Source organism: Actinomycetota bacterium, from assembly GCA_030776625.1.
In the GTDB taxonomy this organism is placed as follows: Bacteria; Actinomycetota; CADDZG01; order CADDZG01; family WHSQ01; genus MB1-2.
This window is the reverse complement of the sequence record JALYHL010000001.1, coordinates 327,747-341,795: the sequence shown is the minus strand read 5'-3', so window position 1 is coordinate 341,795 and position 14,049 is coordinate 327,747. Positions and strand designations below refer to the sequence as shown.

Below are 14,049 nucleotides of genomic sequence, written 5' to 3'. Positions count from 1 at the left end.
AGCGGCTAGGAGGTGGTCGTTCCCACTCCGAACCACTGCGAAAGGAGCCGGACGCCTTCGTCTCGAGAGGCGATCGCCTCGACAACAAGAGCGTCTTCTTCGCGAACCGCCCACTGGATCCAGGCGCAGCAGTGATTCTCCAGGTCGATGAGCCGTCGCAGCTGCGAGACCGTCTCGGGCGACGGATCGAACCGGAGTTCCACACCTCCGGCTATCGCGCGACGCGCAACCAATGCGGCGCCGAGCAGCTCCTTCCACTGCTGCTCGCGGGTACCCATCTGCGAGCCGTCGAGCGAGCACGCGATCGGGAGTTCCTGGTGAGTCATTCGGTAACTCTAGTTTTTCAAGCCGTAGATCACGAGTGGCGCCTCCTTCTACCCCCGCCGGGCGCGCCTCTATAGGGTGGCTGGGTGCAGACGCGTTATGGGGTGCCGGTGGCGGGCGCCGAGAAAGAGGTCCTGGCGGGGTTCCTGGACCACTACCGGCGAACGCTGCTGGAGATCTGCGAGGGACTTAGCGAGGAGGAGCTGCGGCGACCGATGGTGCCGTCCGGCACGTCGCTGCTCGGGCTCGTCAAGCACCTCGTCTACGTCGAGCGGGGTTGGTTCCAGGAGGCCGTGGCGAACGAGCCGTTCGAGTATCCGTTCGACGTTCACGATCCCGACGTCGACTTCCGCATAGAAGAAGGGGAGACCTCAAAGGAGATTTTCGACCTCTATCGCCAGGCATGCGAGCGTTCGAGGAGGGCGCTCGAGGAGGCATCGCTCGACGATCTCATCCAGAACCCGAAACGGAGCAGGGACTACAACGTTCGCTGGGTGACCGTCCACATGATCGAAGAGACGGCGCGCCACGTCGGCCACGCCGACATCCTGCGCGAGCAGATCGACGGCCGTACCGGGGCTGGTTACTCCTGAGCGAGCAGGCGAGCGAGGGCTCGAGCCAGAGCGCGAACCTCAAGCCGAGACCGCAGGGAGAGCCGGCTTCGGTGGCCAAGCTCCGAGAGACGATCGAGGGCAAGCTCGCCGAGATCGCCGAGGGCTATGCCGTGGACGAGCACGGCAGCTACGTCTTCGGCTTCGAGTCGGCGCGGATCTTCATCGTGCCGACATGGCTGGAAGACGAGACGACGGTCGCCCGCGTCTTCGCCATCACGAACCTGGGGGTCCGGGTGACGGCGGATCTGACCGCGTACCTGCTCCAGAAGAACCTCGAGTTCGTCCTCGGGGCGTTCGCTCTTGACGCGGGCGAAGGCGCGATCTGGTTCAACCACAACCTGCTGGGCGATCACATGACGCCCGACGAGCTGGAGACGACGGTGGGCGCTGTCGCCCAGACCGCGGACCGCTTCGACGACGAGATCAAGTCCCGCTTCGGGGGCCGCCTCTACATAGAGTCGCCGGAGGACGAGCTCCCGGCGCCGGTGATGCCCGGCTACCTCTGAGAACCAGGGGTTTGTCGTATGTACCGGATACGTTAGGCAGCTCCGGCTGGTGACTACCGAAGGGACTCTGTGACGTGAGGGAAACGCAGCCCCAGGTCGAGCTGATCGCCCGGCCCTCGCTCGACCTGGCCGCCCTGGAGCGCTTCTTGAAGGCGGTCGGAGGCGAGTCGTGGCTGCAGATGAGGACCGCTGACAGCCAAGAAGTCAATGCCGGACAGACCTTGATCGAAGCAGCGGGGCGGGCGTGCTTCGACGATCAGACCGACATCCTCACGGCTACGGGGTGGAAGACATTTGAGGAGCTACAGGTCGGAGAAGAGGTTGCCACCCTCAATCGGCACACGATGCTTCTCGAATATCAACCCGTCCTCGCGTGCTGGCGCTACCCGTACGTCGGTCACATGTACCAGGTCGAGGGGAGAGACGTCTCCTTTTCGGTGACCCCCGAGCACAGGCTATGGGCGTCGCGGCGCACTTTTCGGGATGCGGATTTGGAGGAAGGCGACTACTTCGCTCCTTTCCGCTTCCACACCGCAGAGACGATCGGGAGATCTGAGGTCAAGGTGATGCTGGGTGCGGATGGATGGAAGGGGCGATTCCCTGATCAGGTAGTGATCCCGGACGTGAACTGGACGCAGTCGTTGGCCAACCAGACGGGTTCTCTTGGGCAGAGACACGGAGTCAGCGGGGGAAGAACCCTTACCTCGCCGGACGACATTTGGGCCCTGGCGAAGCTGCTGGTCTATTACGCGACCGAAGGGTCCCTCGTCGACCAACCCGGATCCGGTCGCGGAATCACGATCTATGGCGACCACGAAGAAGGCGTCCGAGCGGTCTGTGACAAGCTCGGATTAAAGGTCACTACGACGCGCGCCCCGCGCAACGGCGTGAAGGCGATGAAAGTTTCCGGCGGTCTGCCACTGGCTAGATTCGTCGAAGAGACGTGCGGGCGTCATTCACGCAACAAGAAACTTCCTCGCTGGATCCTAGATCTACCAAAAGAACTGCTCCAAGAGGTATGGGATCTGTTGGTGGAGACGGATGGTTCTGAGACGGCCAGTGGGCGCAAGAAGCTCGTAACCATTTCGCCCTATCTCGTCGACGCTGCTCAGGAGATCCTCTCGAAGCTAGGCAAGGCGTCGTCGCAGGTTCAAGACCCGCGTGGCTGTACCAACGTCTTCGAGAAGCGACGTGGCCCAGCCATCGTCAATCGCACCGGTAGGACCCGGATGCAACGCGTTCCGTACGACGGCGAAGTCTTCTGTTGCACGACGCAGAATGGAATCGTTCTTGTGCGGCGCAAAGGCTTGGTTCACTTCTCCGGCAATTGCTACCGGTCGTGGGAAGAAGGGCTCAACCCGAACGTCACCCGGATCCGCAAGGACCAGGCCCAGTACTTCCTGAACCTGCTGAACTCCGGCCACGGCTCGGTCCTAGAACACGCCAACTACAGCTTCATTCTCTATGACGTAAGTCGTGTATTTACGCACGAGCTCACGAGGCATCGTGCGGGGTCGGCATTCTCGCAGGAGAGTCTGCGCTTCGTGCGGCTCGACGAGATCCCGTTCCGCATCCCCGAGGTGATGGAGCCGCTGCGCGGCCAGATCGTGTCGATCGTCGAGACGCTGGAGGAGTTCCAGATCGCGGCGGCCGAGCACTTCGACCTTGACGGCGAGGGTGTCCCGTTCCATGTGAAGAAAGAGATCACCTCGGCGATGCGCCGCCTTGCCCCCGAGGGTGTCTCGACCGTCATCTTCTGGACCGCGAACATCAGAACGCTTCGCCACGTCATCCAGATGCGCACGCACCCCAGCGCGGAAGAGGAGCTGCGGACCGTGTTCAACCGCGTGGGCGAGATCATGCTCGCCGAAGCCCCGCTGCTCTTCGGTGACTTCGTCGTCGAAGACGGCGCGTGGACGACCGAGTACCGGAAGGTTTGATCGCGCTGCTCGGCTGGTTCCTCGCACACGGAGGCGAAGAGGTCCACGCTCTGTTGGAGTGGCGGATCCTGCCGCGCATCGAGCTCGGCCCCCTTGCGATCTCACCTCATGGGATCGGTATAGCCCTTGGTTTCCTCGCCGGCGCGCAGGTGATGGTCCGCCGGGCGCGCAGATTGGGCGGCCCCAAGGAAGAAGACATCTGGAACTCGCTGTTCTACGCGCTGATCGGGGCGATCGTCGGCGCCCGCGTCGGCTACGTCCTCGGTCACTTCTCGGAGGTGACGGCCGGCGGTGACGACCTCCTGGGCGTCTTCAGGATCTGGGAGGGCGGGATCTCGTTGATCGGCGGGATCACCGGCGCGGTGCTCTTCGCTCTGCCGTATCTGTTCCGGCACAGGATGGGCTTCTGGAGGACGACCGACCTCGCCGCGCCCGGCCTCGCGCTGGGCATCGTCATCGGGCGCATCGGCGACCTGATCATCGGCGACCACCTCGGGAAGCCGACGGACTTCGCGCTCGGATGGCGCTGCCTGGGAGAGGTGGGCGGCGTGCCCCCTACTCCCGCCGAGACCTATGTCGCGGCCTTCGAGCGGGGACAGCCCCCGTCGCTGGGGTGCTTCGACCTCACGCTGCACCAGACCGCGATCTACGACTTCTTGTCCACGCTGGTCTTGCTCGGGGTCTTGCTGTGGCTCGGACGCAGGAGCCACAGAACCGGCTTCATGATCCTCGTCTTCACGATCTGGTACTCGGCGATGCGGGTGGTGACCGATTTCCTACGCGTCGACAAGCGGTACTTCGGTCTCACCGGCAGTCAGCTGATGACGCTCGCGGTCGGGCTCACGTGTCTAGTGCTGCTGGCTCGCTACCGGGGCGCTCCTCCACGTTTCGCTGCCGCCCCCGCAGGGCCCGAGCCGGAGCCCGAGCTAGCCCCGGCCGAGGCCGGACGGCAACCCGAGAGCGCCCCCGCGGAGCCCCACACGGCTCCGACCGAGGACGAGGCGCAAGAAAACGCGCTGCGTGACGACGATTCGGTCGCTTACGGGCGTTCCGACGACGCTCCGTAACCAAAAATCCGGACGCCGCCCCTGCGAGATGGCACGATAGGCCGGGAAACGAGAGCAGGTCGTGAGCTCGTTCAGAAAGGAGCGTGAACCGTGGCCGACAGCTACAACGGCTACTGCGTGAAGTGTCGGGAGAAGCGTGATTTCGAAGGCGAGGTCAAGGAGCTGGCTAACGGCTCGAAGGCGGCGCAGGGGCAGTGTCCCGTCTGCGGGACCAAGATGACTCGCATGTTGCCGAAGAACGCTTAACACCTACCGATCTTTCTCGGAGGCCGCTCTGTGGGGGCGGCCTCCGGCGCGTCCGGCGCCTACCGGACAGGAAGTGCGATCGCGAGCTGGCGGCACTGCGCGATCAAGGTCCCGTCCGCGGCCCACAGGTCGCCGTCCTCTTCGAAGAACCCGTCGCGCGCCAGCCGTGAAGTGAGCCTGAAGAGATAGAAGTCTTCGACTCCGGCGTCCGGCAGCGGGAGCGGCGTCCTGAAGTGCATCGTGATGTCGATCGTCGGGGCGACCACCGGCTGCGTCGCACGCGGCAAGATCGCCGGCGCCCACACGTCGAGCAGGCAGGCCGCGGCCGAAGCGTCTACGGCGCCGGGCTCCGCGAAGCGCAGCCATCCGCCGACGGTCGTCTCTTGCGAGCCTGAGTACGGCATCGGCCCGATGCCCCAGCGCATGTCGAAGTTCTGCACGAACGCCGGCAGCATCGCGTTCGCCTCCGGCATCCGCGCGCACTCGTCGGGTGGTGGGACCGCCGGCGGACTCGCGTAGTCGTAGGAGATGTCGCTCTCCCACGGGGTCGCGAACGCCGCCAGCGACGTGGCCATGGTGCGCCCTTCCTGCACCAACCGCGCGGAGGCATATGTGATCGACCGTCCGGTCCGCTCGATCGTAGGAAAGATCTCGACCGGGCCCTCTTTGGGAGGCGCGATGAAGTGCGTCGTGAAGGAACGGATCGCTCGGACTGGATCATCGATCGCCTCTGTCAGCGCGCGCAGGATCATCGCAGTGAGGTATCCGCCGTGGGGGCCGCGGAACACCCACCACTTGCCGTCCACCGTCGCTTCGTAAGACCCGTCTTCATTTCGGAAGACCGCGGTCGTGTCGGCGAAAGAACCCATACCGGCTCCCGTCTAGAGTGACCCGATGATCGATCGGGCCACGGTGACGGTATCGCGTGACGGCGACATAGCCACCGTCACGATCGAGAGACCGGAGAAGCGAAACGCTCTCGACTCTGCGACCGCGGCCGCGCTCGGTGATGCGATCAAAGAGACGGCCGACGCCAGGATCATCATCCTCACCGGGTCCGGCGGTGCTTTCTGTGCGGGCGGCGACCTCGAGGAGCTGGCGCGCTGGAGCGAGCTCGAGCCGGGCGAGATCGCGTCGGTCCTCTACGCCTCGTTCCAGAGGATGATCCGCTCCATCCGGGCCTCGGATTCGATAGTGATCGCCGCTATCGACGGCGCCGCGGTCGGCGCCGGCATGGACCTCGCGCTCGCGTGTGACCTCCGTGTGGCTTCGGAGCGGGCGAAGCTGGGCCAGGTCTGGGTGGGCCTCGGCGTGATCCCGGGAACGGGCGGTGCCTGGATGACCCAGGCGCTGGCGGGTCCCACGCGCGCCGCGGAGCTCTTGCTGACCGGGGACCTCATCAGGGCAGAGGAGGCCCTGCGGGCGGGGCTCGTGAACGAGGTTGTACCTCCGGAGCGCCTGATGGACGCGGCCCGCGCGCTCGCCGAGCGGATACTCCGCCATCCGCCGGAGGGGGTCGTGGCGAACAAGAGGGCGATGGTGAACGCGACACAGGCGCAACTAGATGCCGCGCTGGATCACGCGCGCCAGGTCCAGCCGACACGGTTCACATCGGCGGAGTTCAAAGCCGCCGTGCGCGCTCGCCTCGGCTAGGCCGACTGATGCGCACGATCGCCCGGTTCTTCTCGGGTCCGGTGATGTTCGCTGCCGGCCTCAATCACTTCCTCAATCCGAGCTTCTACGAGAAGATCATCCCGGAGGGGCTTCCGGCGCCGACGGCGCTCGTCTACATCTCCGGTGTCGCCGAGATGGTCGGAGCACTCGCGACGATGCACCCTCGCACGCGGCGTGCCGGCGGGTGGATCTTGCTCGGGACCCTCGTCTCCGTGTTCCCCGCGAACGTGTGGATGGCGCTCAACGCGGAGCTGTTCCCGTCGATCCCGCAGTGCGCGCTCCTAGCGCGTCTCCCGCTGCAGTTGCTGTTCCTGTACCTCGTGTGGATCGGAACGCTGCGCTCCCACGATGCAGCGTCGTCGCGCAAAACATTCGCTTAACGAACATTTCATCCCAAAGCGCGCCCGGTCGATGTGAACGATGTGCATCTGCAGGCTGCGGACGGAGCTTTGGGCTTGCGCCAAGAGGACCTCGACGGCAGTGTCACGTTGCGTTCGGCCTAGCCTGCGGGCTAGGTCATTGCGAGTGTTCTGACGGCGGCTTAGTCGCCGGCTATCTCGCCCGTTCCGGTCTGTTCCGTCTCGGTGCGCTCGGTCGACTCTGCCGCGACTCCCGCCCACGCGGGGCAGCGGTCCTGGAACGAGCAATTCATGCAGTAGGGCGACGGCCGCGTGCGCCAGTCGTTCGTCTGGACCGCCCGCTGAACGGCCTTCGCCAGAGCGCGCATCTGGCGCTCGAACGCGAGCAACATCCGCTCGTTCGGGTTCAGCGTCAAGACGACGGGGTCTGCTAGGTACACCAGCCTTATCTCTTTGGGGATCACGCCGAACGCTCTCCAGCACACGAGCGCGTAGAAGCGCAGGCCGAAGAACGCCGCGAGCTCGCGCGACTCGCCCGGGACGCGTCCCGTCTTGTAGTCGGTGAGGACCCACGAGCCGTCGTTGCGCTTCTCGAGCCGATCGATGATGCCGCGTAGCTGTACCTCGCTGAGGCTGTACTCGATCCACCACTCGAGCTCACTCGCTTGCAGCGCGCGCGGGTCCTCCAACTTGAAGTAGTTGCGAAGGAGCGTTCGGCCTTCCTTCAGCCACGCCGCCTCTTCGTCCATCCCCATCCCCGCGGGACGGAACTCCGGGTCCTCGCGCACCTGTCGCCACAGGGCATCCAACAGCTCTTGGGCCCGATCGGGTGTGCGCGCGGAGGCTTGCTCGCTGAAGAGCCGCTCGAGCACGGCATGGATCAGCGACCCGCGGGCGGCTGCGCCCGATACGGGCTCGGGAAGGTGGTCGATCTTCCTGAACTTGAAGAGCTGGGGGCAGCTCTTGAAGTCGGTGACGCTGGAGGGAGAAAGCCTCAGATCCGCTTCATCCATGGCCAAACCCTAGGTGGGTTACCGGGCCATGACGCGGATTTCGGGCGTATTAGAGGCTTCCGAGGAACTCTGCCAGCGCGCCGTTGAAGGCTTCCGGAGCCTCCAGGTTCGACAGGTGTCCCGCCTCCGGAAGAACCACCAGACGCGAGCCTCCGATGTGCTCGTGCATCTTGCGCGATGCATCCGGCGGGGTCACGGCGTCGTTCTCGCCGACGATGATCAGGGTCGGAATGTCGATAGCAGCGAGCTCGCCGGAGGAGTCGGGTCGCTGCTTCATCGCCTGAAGAGCCCCGATGAACCCGGCCGAAGGGTTGTCCATCAGCGTTCGCACGCGCTCGACCACATCGGGTTTCTTCTCGTTGGTAGCCTCGCCCAACAGCGCACCGGTGAGAGCCGCGATCAGATCGTCCCGGCCCCCCTCGCGCACCATCGCCTGTTGCTTGGTGCGCTTCTCTATCGCCTCGGGTGGATCGGCCTCGGCTTTCGTGTCGGCGAGCACCAGAGCAGAGAAGCGTTCTCGCGAGCGGCGCAAGCACTCGAAGGCGAGGTATCCGCCCATGGACAGACCCACGAGCACCACGCGGTCGAGCCCTAGCTCATCCAGCAGGGCCTCGATCTCCTCGGCCCACCTGCCGAGGCTGTATCCGTCGTCGGGTGCATCCGACTCGCCGAAACCGGTGAGATCGGGTGCAATGAAACGGAACCGGTCCCCGAGGGACTCGATCTGCGGCTCCCACATCTGCGAGTTGAGCGGGAACGCGTGGAGAAGCAGGACCGGGCTGCCCGAGCTACCGGTGTCGGTGTAGTGGAGCGTTCTTCCGGCGACGTTGAGCTCGGGCATGTCTGAACCTCCTAAGGGGTGCGTGACGACTTCGGGAGGATAGCCCCAACGCAAGAAGCCCCCGGAGCTGGTCCGGGGGCTTCTGTAGAGCCGGCTCGCGCTGGTTAGGCGGCCTTGACGCTGCGACCGGTCGTGTCCTTCCGGTGACCGAGCACCTCGCCGACGTGCTCGAAGACCTTCGGCAGGGCGTAGCCCGCGGCCGCGATCATGAGACCGGTGCCTACGTAGCCGAGCATCTCCGTGCGGACCTCGATGTTCCACTGAGCGAACAGCGAGAACTCCAGCGCCCATGCCACGAGCGCGCCCAACGCGATCGTCAGGATGGACTGGATCTTCGACAGATCCACGTACTCGTTCAGCATGTCTACGACCTTGAACGTGCCGATCCCGAGAAGAACAACGATCCCGAACTCGTACACCTGTGCACCTCCGTGTCCCCTTGGACGGCCATTCCGTCCGTGGCAGTTGTTTAGACGCCGGGGATAGCGGCGCGTTACATGCAAATAGTCACTTACAGGGGTCCGGTGTCGTTGCCGAGCGTGACCGGGAAGTCCACCCGCGCTACCTCGATCTCGTCAAGAGTGAACACGACCGTGTAGTCGCCGGCGTAATCGAACTTGACGTCGACGACTTCGTCTTCGAGTCGCTCGATGTGCGTCTCCGTCGGCAGGTGGAGCTCGCGTGGGACGCTTTCGTAGATGGTGATCCCGCCCGGTCCGTCCAGCCTCCATTGCTCGGTGAAGCTGCCGTGGTTCTCACTCCACGCCCTCAGCACGAGGAACGCGCCGGCCTCCCCGGGTTCCTCACGCAACAGCACCTCGTTCTCCAAGCCGGGGTGGACCTCGGCGCCCTTCATCACGAAGCGCTCCCTGTCGATCACCTTTGCGTAGACCAGCCTTGCCCCCACGGAGCCTCCTTTTATCGCTGCTCGTAAACGTCGACCACCACGTCGTGATCGAGGAACTCTTTCCGCCACCTGTCGATGCCCATCACCTGCACCGGCGAAACGACTCCGCGCAGGTCGAAGTCGTCTTCGGTCATCCGCATCGCGCCGGCGCTGAGGAACTCGGCGGTGAGGCCGTAGACGTCGCGCCCCGTCAGCACCACGTTGCGCCAGCGGGGATCGGTTCGCGCTTCCGCGAGGATCGTCCAACGGCCGGCCGTGCGTTGGCGCTCGCTCGGCCCCTCCGGAAGGCGATCTACGACCGTGGTGGCGATCTTCCGACCCGGCGCGGTCGAGGCGAGCTTCAGGAACGGGAAACCGGCGCGCAACAGGAACCGCTGGAGGGGATCGGTCGTGATGTAGAGCTGCAGCGACTCCAGGTCGATATGAAGAGGCGCAAGATGCGCCTCCGCCAGCGGGAACGACAGCGCGGGCTTGGGCCCCAGCGGCGCCGGCATCGGCGCCCAGCGCGACTCCTCACCGGGCCTCACGCGGCGCGTCTCTCCGTTCTCGATCCAGGTGCCCTCCGACCCCGCGATCCCGAGCGCGGATGCCATCGTCCCTCTGGAGCCGGAGCTGGGGAACGCGTAGGTGAGCACCAGCCGTGCGCGCCCCATTCCTTCGGTCGCGACGGTCGCGGCGACATCCGCGGGCACCTCGTCGAAACCCATGGCCGGCGCCATCGCTATGCCCCGCTCGCGCGCTGCCACGGAATGGCGCGTGAGCAACTGCTCGATGAAGACGCCCTCGCCGGTCGAGTCGATGTAGTGGACGCCGGCTTGCAGCGCGGCTTCGACGGCCGTCCAGCCCAGCTCGGCAAAAGGGCCGACGCAGGTGATCATCACCTTCACGTCGTGGAGCGCGCGCACCAACGCGCCAACGTCTCCTACCGCGGCAACCCGCACCTCGGGCTCACCGGTGTCGCGCGCCACAGACCGCAGCTTGTCGGGGTTCCGCCCCGCGATCGCAAAGCTGGCGCCGCGTCGCGCCAGCGCGTGCGCGGTGAGACGCCCGGTGTAGCCGGTCGCACCAAAGAGCAAGATGTCCGGCATCGTCGGAGACTACCCACTACCCTTCGCCGATGAGTGTCACGGTTCATCTCGTCCGCCATGGTGAGGTCGAGAACCCGAAGGGGATCATCTACGGCCGTCTCCCCGGCTACAACCTGTCCGAACGCGGGCGGCGTCAAGCCGAAGCCGCAGCCGACCGACTGGCGAAAGCTGACATCGGCGCGCTGTGGGCAAGCCCTTTGGAAAGGGCTCAGGAGACGGCGCAGGCGATCGCCTCGCGCCACCCGGGCCTGGAGATCTGGACGGACGACCGGATCATCGAAAGCGGGACCACCGTCGAGGGTGTTGGGCGGGACCTGCTGGCGCTGCTTCGCTCGCCGAAGCACTGGTGGCACTTCCGGAACCCGATGGGGCCGTCCTGGGGTGAGAGCTTCGGGGATATCAGAGCGCGCATGTTGGACGCGATCCAGGACGCTCTCCGCCAGGCGGACGGCAAGGAGGTAACGATCGTGTCGCACCAGACACCCGTGCTGGTCGCGCGTCTCGCGCTCGCGCGGCGACGCGTCCCGCCTTGGCTGGCATTCACCCCCTGTGGGACGGGGTCTGTGACGACGCTCGTTCTAGAAGAGGGAAGGGTGCTGAAGGCCGCCTACTTCGCGCCGCCTATCTGACGTCAATCCCGGACCTGTTCGTCCTCGCGCTCGAGCGTCTCGAGAAGAGGCGACGAGCAAACGGGGCACACCGGAGTGTCACCTTGGGTCACGTAGACGGTGCGTTGGCAGGTCGAGCAGAAAGCCTTGAGCGTCATCTCGGAAACGGTAGCCTGCCTTGGTTCTTTAATCCACCAAAAGGGGCGGATTCTCCTGAATCAGCGGTACGACGCGATCGTGATCGGCGCAGGGCACAACGGGCTCGTGTGCGGCTGCTACCTCGCACGGGCCGGGTTGAAGGTCCTGATCGTCGAGCGGAGCGACCGCATCGGCGGGGCCTGCGTTACGGAGGAGCTCTGGCCCGGTTTCCGCATCTCTACCGCGTCGTACTCGCTCTCGCTCCTCGTGCCCGAGCTGGTCACCGAGCTCGGACTGAAGCTAGACGTCAGGGTGAAAGACCCCGAGCTGTTCGCTCCATTCGAGACAGGCGGCGGCCTCACGCTGTGGAGGGACCCCGCGCGCCGCCGGGAGGCGATAGCGGGCGTGTCCGAAGCGGATGCGGCCGCCTACGAGCGGTGGGACGCCCTGTGGCAGGAGGCCGCACGAGTGTTCCAGCCGCTCCTCGCTTTCGCAGCGACCCGCAAGCAGGCGCGGCGCGCGTTCCGGCAATCGGATGTCGACAAGCTCTTCAACAAGACCGTGACGGGTTCGATCGCGGAGCTGTGCGAGGAGTACTTCGAGTCCGATCTCATGCGCGGCCTGATGGCTTCGCAGGGGATCATCGGCTCGGCGGCGGGCCCGCGTACTCCGGGCACGGCATACATCTATCTCCACCATGCCTTTGGTCAGGCGGCCGGCGAGACGGGACAGTGGGGTTTCGTCCGGGGCGGGATGGGTGCGATCACCGCACAGCTCGCGGACATCTTCCGAGCCTCCGGCGGCGAACTGTTGCTGGAGTCCGAGGTGGCGGAGGTGAAAGCGGGCACGAAACGGCGCACAGCCGGAGTCGTGTTGACCTCTGGAGCCGAGGTGGACGCGCCGCTGGTGTGTTGCAACGCGGACCCGAAGCGCGCCCTCAGCCTCCTGCGCGCGGTCCAACTCCCCCAGGAGTTCACCGAAGACATAGACCTTCTGCCGACACAGGGGACGGTGGTCAAGGTCAACTGCGCGCTGAGCGGTCTTCCAAGGTTTCGCGGTATGCAGCGCAACGGTGACGCGCCCGGGCCCGAGCACCTCGGAACGATCACCGTCGCGCCGTCGATCGACTATCTCGAGGAAGCTGCGCAGGAAGCGGGGCGCGGCGTTCCGGCGCGGAACATGTTCTGCGAGGCCTGGATCCAGACCGCCTCCGAGCCCCAGCTCGCTCCCGAAGGCAAGCACACGCTTTCGGTGTTCGCGCAGTACGCGCCCTACGACCTCGCCGAAGGAACCTGGGATGAGCGGCGTGAGGAGATCGGCGATCTGGTGCTGGCGGCCCTGGAGCGCTACGCCCCCGGCCTCGGGGATCTCGTGGAGGACCGGATGGTCCTCGGCCCCCCCGACCTCGAAGCTCGGTTCGGTCTGACGGGTGGCAACATCTTTCACGGCGAGCTCTTGCCGGACTGGCTGTTCGAGAAGCGTCCGGCCAACGTGTGGCACCGGTACCGCTCGCCGCTGCCCGGGTTCTATCTCTGCGGCTCCGGCGCCCACCCCGGCGGCGGTGTGTGCGGTGCGCCCGGACGCAATGCCGCGCGCGCCGTGCTGGCGGATCTCACGGCCGATTCCGGAGTGACGATGCCCGAGCTGGATCAGGCGCCGGCCTGACCCTCTTCCTCGGCGACCACCGTCGCCGGGCGCGAGCGGACGAGGTCCCCCGGCTGCACCGGATTCTCGTCACCGATCTGCGCGAGCAGCTCGCCCACCCACGCTTTCACACGCTCGAGCGTCACCGTGATGGCTTCGAGCGCCTCGTCGGTGCGGGCGGCCTCCAATGACATCTTGGCGACGGTTAGACCCTGGACGATCGTGTCGTTCAGCTCGAACGCCTGTTGTTGGCGCAGTTGCGAGTCCCGTAGCTGCAGCGCGGCAACCTCGGCGGCTTTGCGATCCGCGATGTCCCGCAGGATCGCGAGCGCGTATCGATCCCCGCGTCCGATCGGATCGGGGATCCCGGTGAGGGTGAGCTCGACCGGCACCTCGTGCCCGTCTTTGTGCAGCCCCACCAGTTCCACAGCGGTGGCCGAGTCGATCAGGTTTCCCGACCCCGTCTCCTGGTAGCGCGCGATCCCGGTCCTGTGGAGCGTCCGTAGGTTCTCCGGTACGAGCTCGTGCAGCAGGAGGTCCCTGGCCTCCTCCTCGGTGTAGCCGAACATCGCCGCCGCGCCGCTGTTCCACGCGACTATCCGCTCCGTGCGCGCGTTCGCCACGATGATAGCGTCGCGGACCCGCTGGAACAGCCTGCCGAAGCCGAGTTGCTCGAGGGTGATCTGTTCGCGCTCACTCATCCACTCAGCTCCACGCGGCCACCCTACCCAGCGGGTTGCGCCGGGGTTTGAGCGCGCGCGACGAGGGTATTCAAGACGAGCAAGAACGAAGCAACCCAACCTTAATGAGGCTCTCGCCTCGGGAGGTGAGGAACACCATGGGTATCGGAGCGAGCATCTTCCTGCTGGCGCTCGGAGCCATCCTGTCGTTCGGGATCAACGTCGACTCTGATGGCAGCGGCATCTTCAACATCGACACGATCGGAATCATCCTGATGGTCATCGGAGCTGTAGGCATACTTCTGTCGATGATGTTCTGGAGCAGCTGGGGTGGGCCCGGTGGCCGGCGCGACGAGCGCACCACCGTGATCCGCGACCGAGAGCGAGACATCGTCTAGCT

At 65.6% G+C, this 14,049-nt stretch carries 17 protein-coding genes and 1 pseudogene; 10 read left to right on the top strand and 8 right to left on the bottom strand.

Annotated features, from left to right (window positions below):
- Positions 1-5 precede the first annotated feature (5 nt).
- On the bottom strand, positions 6-326 hold the full coding sequence (locus tag M3N53_01685) for a hypothetical protein (protein MDP9067043.1): 321 nt from the start codon (positions 324-326) through the stop codon (positions 6-8).
- Positions 327-410: 84 nt separating this feature from the next.
- Between M3N53_01685 and M3N53_01680 the strand changes: the two genes are divergently transcribed.
- The 5 genes and pseudogenes from M3N53_01680 (at position 411) to M3N53_01660 (ending at position 4,697) form a co-directional block, all read left to right on the top strand.
- Complete coding sequence (locus M3N53_01680; GenBank protein ID MDP9067042.1) at positions 411-917, top strand: DinB family protein; 507 nt, start codon at positions 411-413, stop codon at positions 915-917.
- A 71-nt stretch (positions 918-988) separates the two neighbouring features.
- Complete coding sequence (locus tag M3N53_01675; protein MDP9067041.1) at positions 989-1,444, top strand: YbjN domain-containing protein; 456 nt, start codon at positions 989-991, stop codon at positions 1,442-1,444.
- A gap of 1,316 nt (positions 1,445-2,760) precedes the next feature.
- A pseudogene (gene thyX / locus M3N53_01670) lies at positions 2,761-3,384 on the top strand (FAD-dependent thymidylate synthase).
- The gene (locus tag M3N53_01665; protein MDP9067040.1) at positions 3,357-4,451 is read left to right on the top strand and encodes a prolipoprotein diacylglyceryl transferase; all 1,095 of its coding nucleotides are present in this window, start codon (positions 3,357-3,359) and stop codon (positions 4,449-4,451) included. The pseudogene thyX and the gene M3N53_01665 overlap by 28 nt, the downstream one beginning before the upstream one ends.
- Before the next feature lie 90 nt (positions 4,452-4,541).
- Positions 4,542-4,697 (top strand): DUF5679 domain-containing protein, encoded by a 156-nt coding sequence (locus M3N53_01660; protein ID MDP9067039.1) that lies wholly within the window; start codon positions 4,542-4,544, stop codon positions 4,695-4,697.
- Between the two features lie 59 nt (positions 4,698-4,756).
- On the opposite strand, the gene M3N53_01655 is transcribed toward M3N53_01660, so the two are convergent.
- Positions 4,757-5,566 (bottom strand): thioesterase family protein, encoded by an 810-nt coding sequence (locus M3N53_01655; GenBank protein MDP9067038.1) that lies wholly within the window; start codon positions 5,564-5,566, stop codon positions 4,757-4,759.
- A 25-nt stretch (positions 5,567-5,591) separates the two neighbouring features.
- On the opposite strand from M3N53_01655, the gene M3N53_01650 reads away from it, so the two are divergent.
- Entirely contained in the window at positions 5,592-6,350 is a 759-nt protein-coding gene (locus M3N53_01650) for an enoyl-CoA hydratase/isomerase family protein (protein MDP9067037.1), read from the top strand.
- 8 nt (positions 6,351-6,358) lie between these two features.
- A complete protein-coding gene (locus tag M3N53_01645; protein ID MDP9067036.1) occupies positions 6,359-6,751 on the top strand; it encodes a DoxX family membrane protein in 393 nt (130 codons plus the stop codon).
- Between the two features lie 161 nt (positions 6,752-6,912).
- Here the strand turns inward: M3N53_01645 and M3N53_01640 are convergent, their stop codons facing one another.
- The 5 genes from M3N53_01640 to M3N53_01620 all read right to left on the bottom strand — a co-directional run bounded on the left by M3N53_01640 (position 6,913) and on the right by M3N53_01620 (position 10,579).
- Positions 6,913-7,743 carry a PD-(D/E)XK nuclease family protein gene (locus M3N53_01640; protein MDP9067035.1) on the bottom strand — a complete coding sequence of 277 codons (831 nt, stop codon included), beginning with the start codon at positions 7,741-7,743 and terminating at the stop codon, positions 6,913-6,915.
- A gap of 49 nt (positions 7,744-7,792) precedes the next feature.
- Positions 7,793-8,584: an alpha/beta hydrolase gene (locus M3N53_01635; GenBank protein MDP9067034.1), complete on the bottom strand. Its 792-nt coding sequence runs from the start codon at positions 8,582-8,584 to the stop codon at positions 7,793-7,795.
- A gap of 104 nt (positions 8,585-8,688) precedes the next feature.
- Positions 8,689-9,003 carry a hypothetical protein gene (locus M3N53_01630; protein ID MDP9067033.1) on the bottom strand — a complete coding sequence of 105 codons (315 nt, stop codon included), beginning with the start codon at positions 9,001-9,003 and terminating at the stop codon, positions 8,689-8,691.
- A 92-nt stretch (positions 9,004-9,095) separates the two neighbouring features.
- Positions 9,096-9,491 carry a hypothetical protein gene (locus M3N53_01625; GenBank protein MDP9067032.1) on the bottom strand — a complete coding sequence of 132 codons (396 nt, stop codon included), beginning with the start codon at positions 9,489-9,491 and terminating at the stop codon, positions 9,096-9,098.
- A gap of 11 nt (positions 9,492-9,502) precedes the next feature.
- Entirely contained in the window at positions 9,503-10,579 is a 1,077-nt protein-coding gene (locus tag M3N53_01620) for a saccharopine dehydrogenase NADP-binding domain-containing protein (GenBank protein ID MDP9067031.1), read from the bottom strand.
- A gap of 29 nt (positions 10,580-10,608) precedes the next feature.
- Between M3N53_01620 and M3N53_01615 the strand changes: the two genes are divergently transcribed.
- Both M3N53_01615 and M3N53_01610 read left to right on the top strand, forming a co-directional pair.
- Positions 10,609-11,208 (top strand): histidine phosphatase family protein, encoded by a 600-nt coding sequence (locus M3N53_01615; protein MDP9067030.1) that lies wholly within the window; start codon positions 10,609-10,611, stop codon positions 11,206-11,208.
- Between the two features lie 216 nt (positions 11,209-11,424).
- The gene (locus M3N53_01610) at positions 11,425-12,990 is read left to right on the top strand and encodes an NAD(P)/FAD-dependent oxidoreductase (protein MDP9067029.1); all 1,566 of its coding nucleotides are present in this window, start codon (positions 11,425-11,427) and stop codon (positions 12,988-12,990) included.
- Here M3N53_01610 and M3N53_01605 read toward each other — a convergent pair.
- On the bottom strand, positions 12,975-13,670 hold the full coding sequence (locus tag M3N53_01605) for a PAS domain S-box protein (GenBank protein MDP9067028.1): 696 nt from the start codon (positions 13,668-13,670) through the stop codon (positions 12,975-12,977). The genes M3N53_01610 and M3N53_01605 overlap by 16 nt on opposite strands.
- A gap of 125 nt (positions 13,671-13,795) precedes the next feature.
- Between M3N53_01605 and M3N53_01600 the strand changes: the two genes are divergently transcribed.
- Positions 13,796-14,047: a hypothetical protein gene (locus M3N53_01600; GenBank protein MDP9067027.1), complete on the top strand. Its 252-nt coding sequence runs from the start codon at positions 13,796-13,798 to the stop codon at positions 14,045-14,047.
- Positions 14,048-14,049 lie beyond the last annotated feature (2 nt).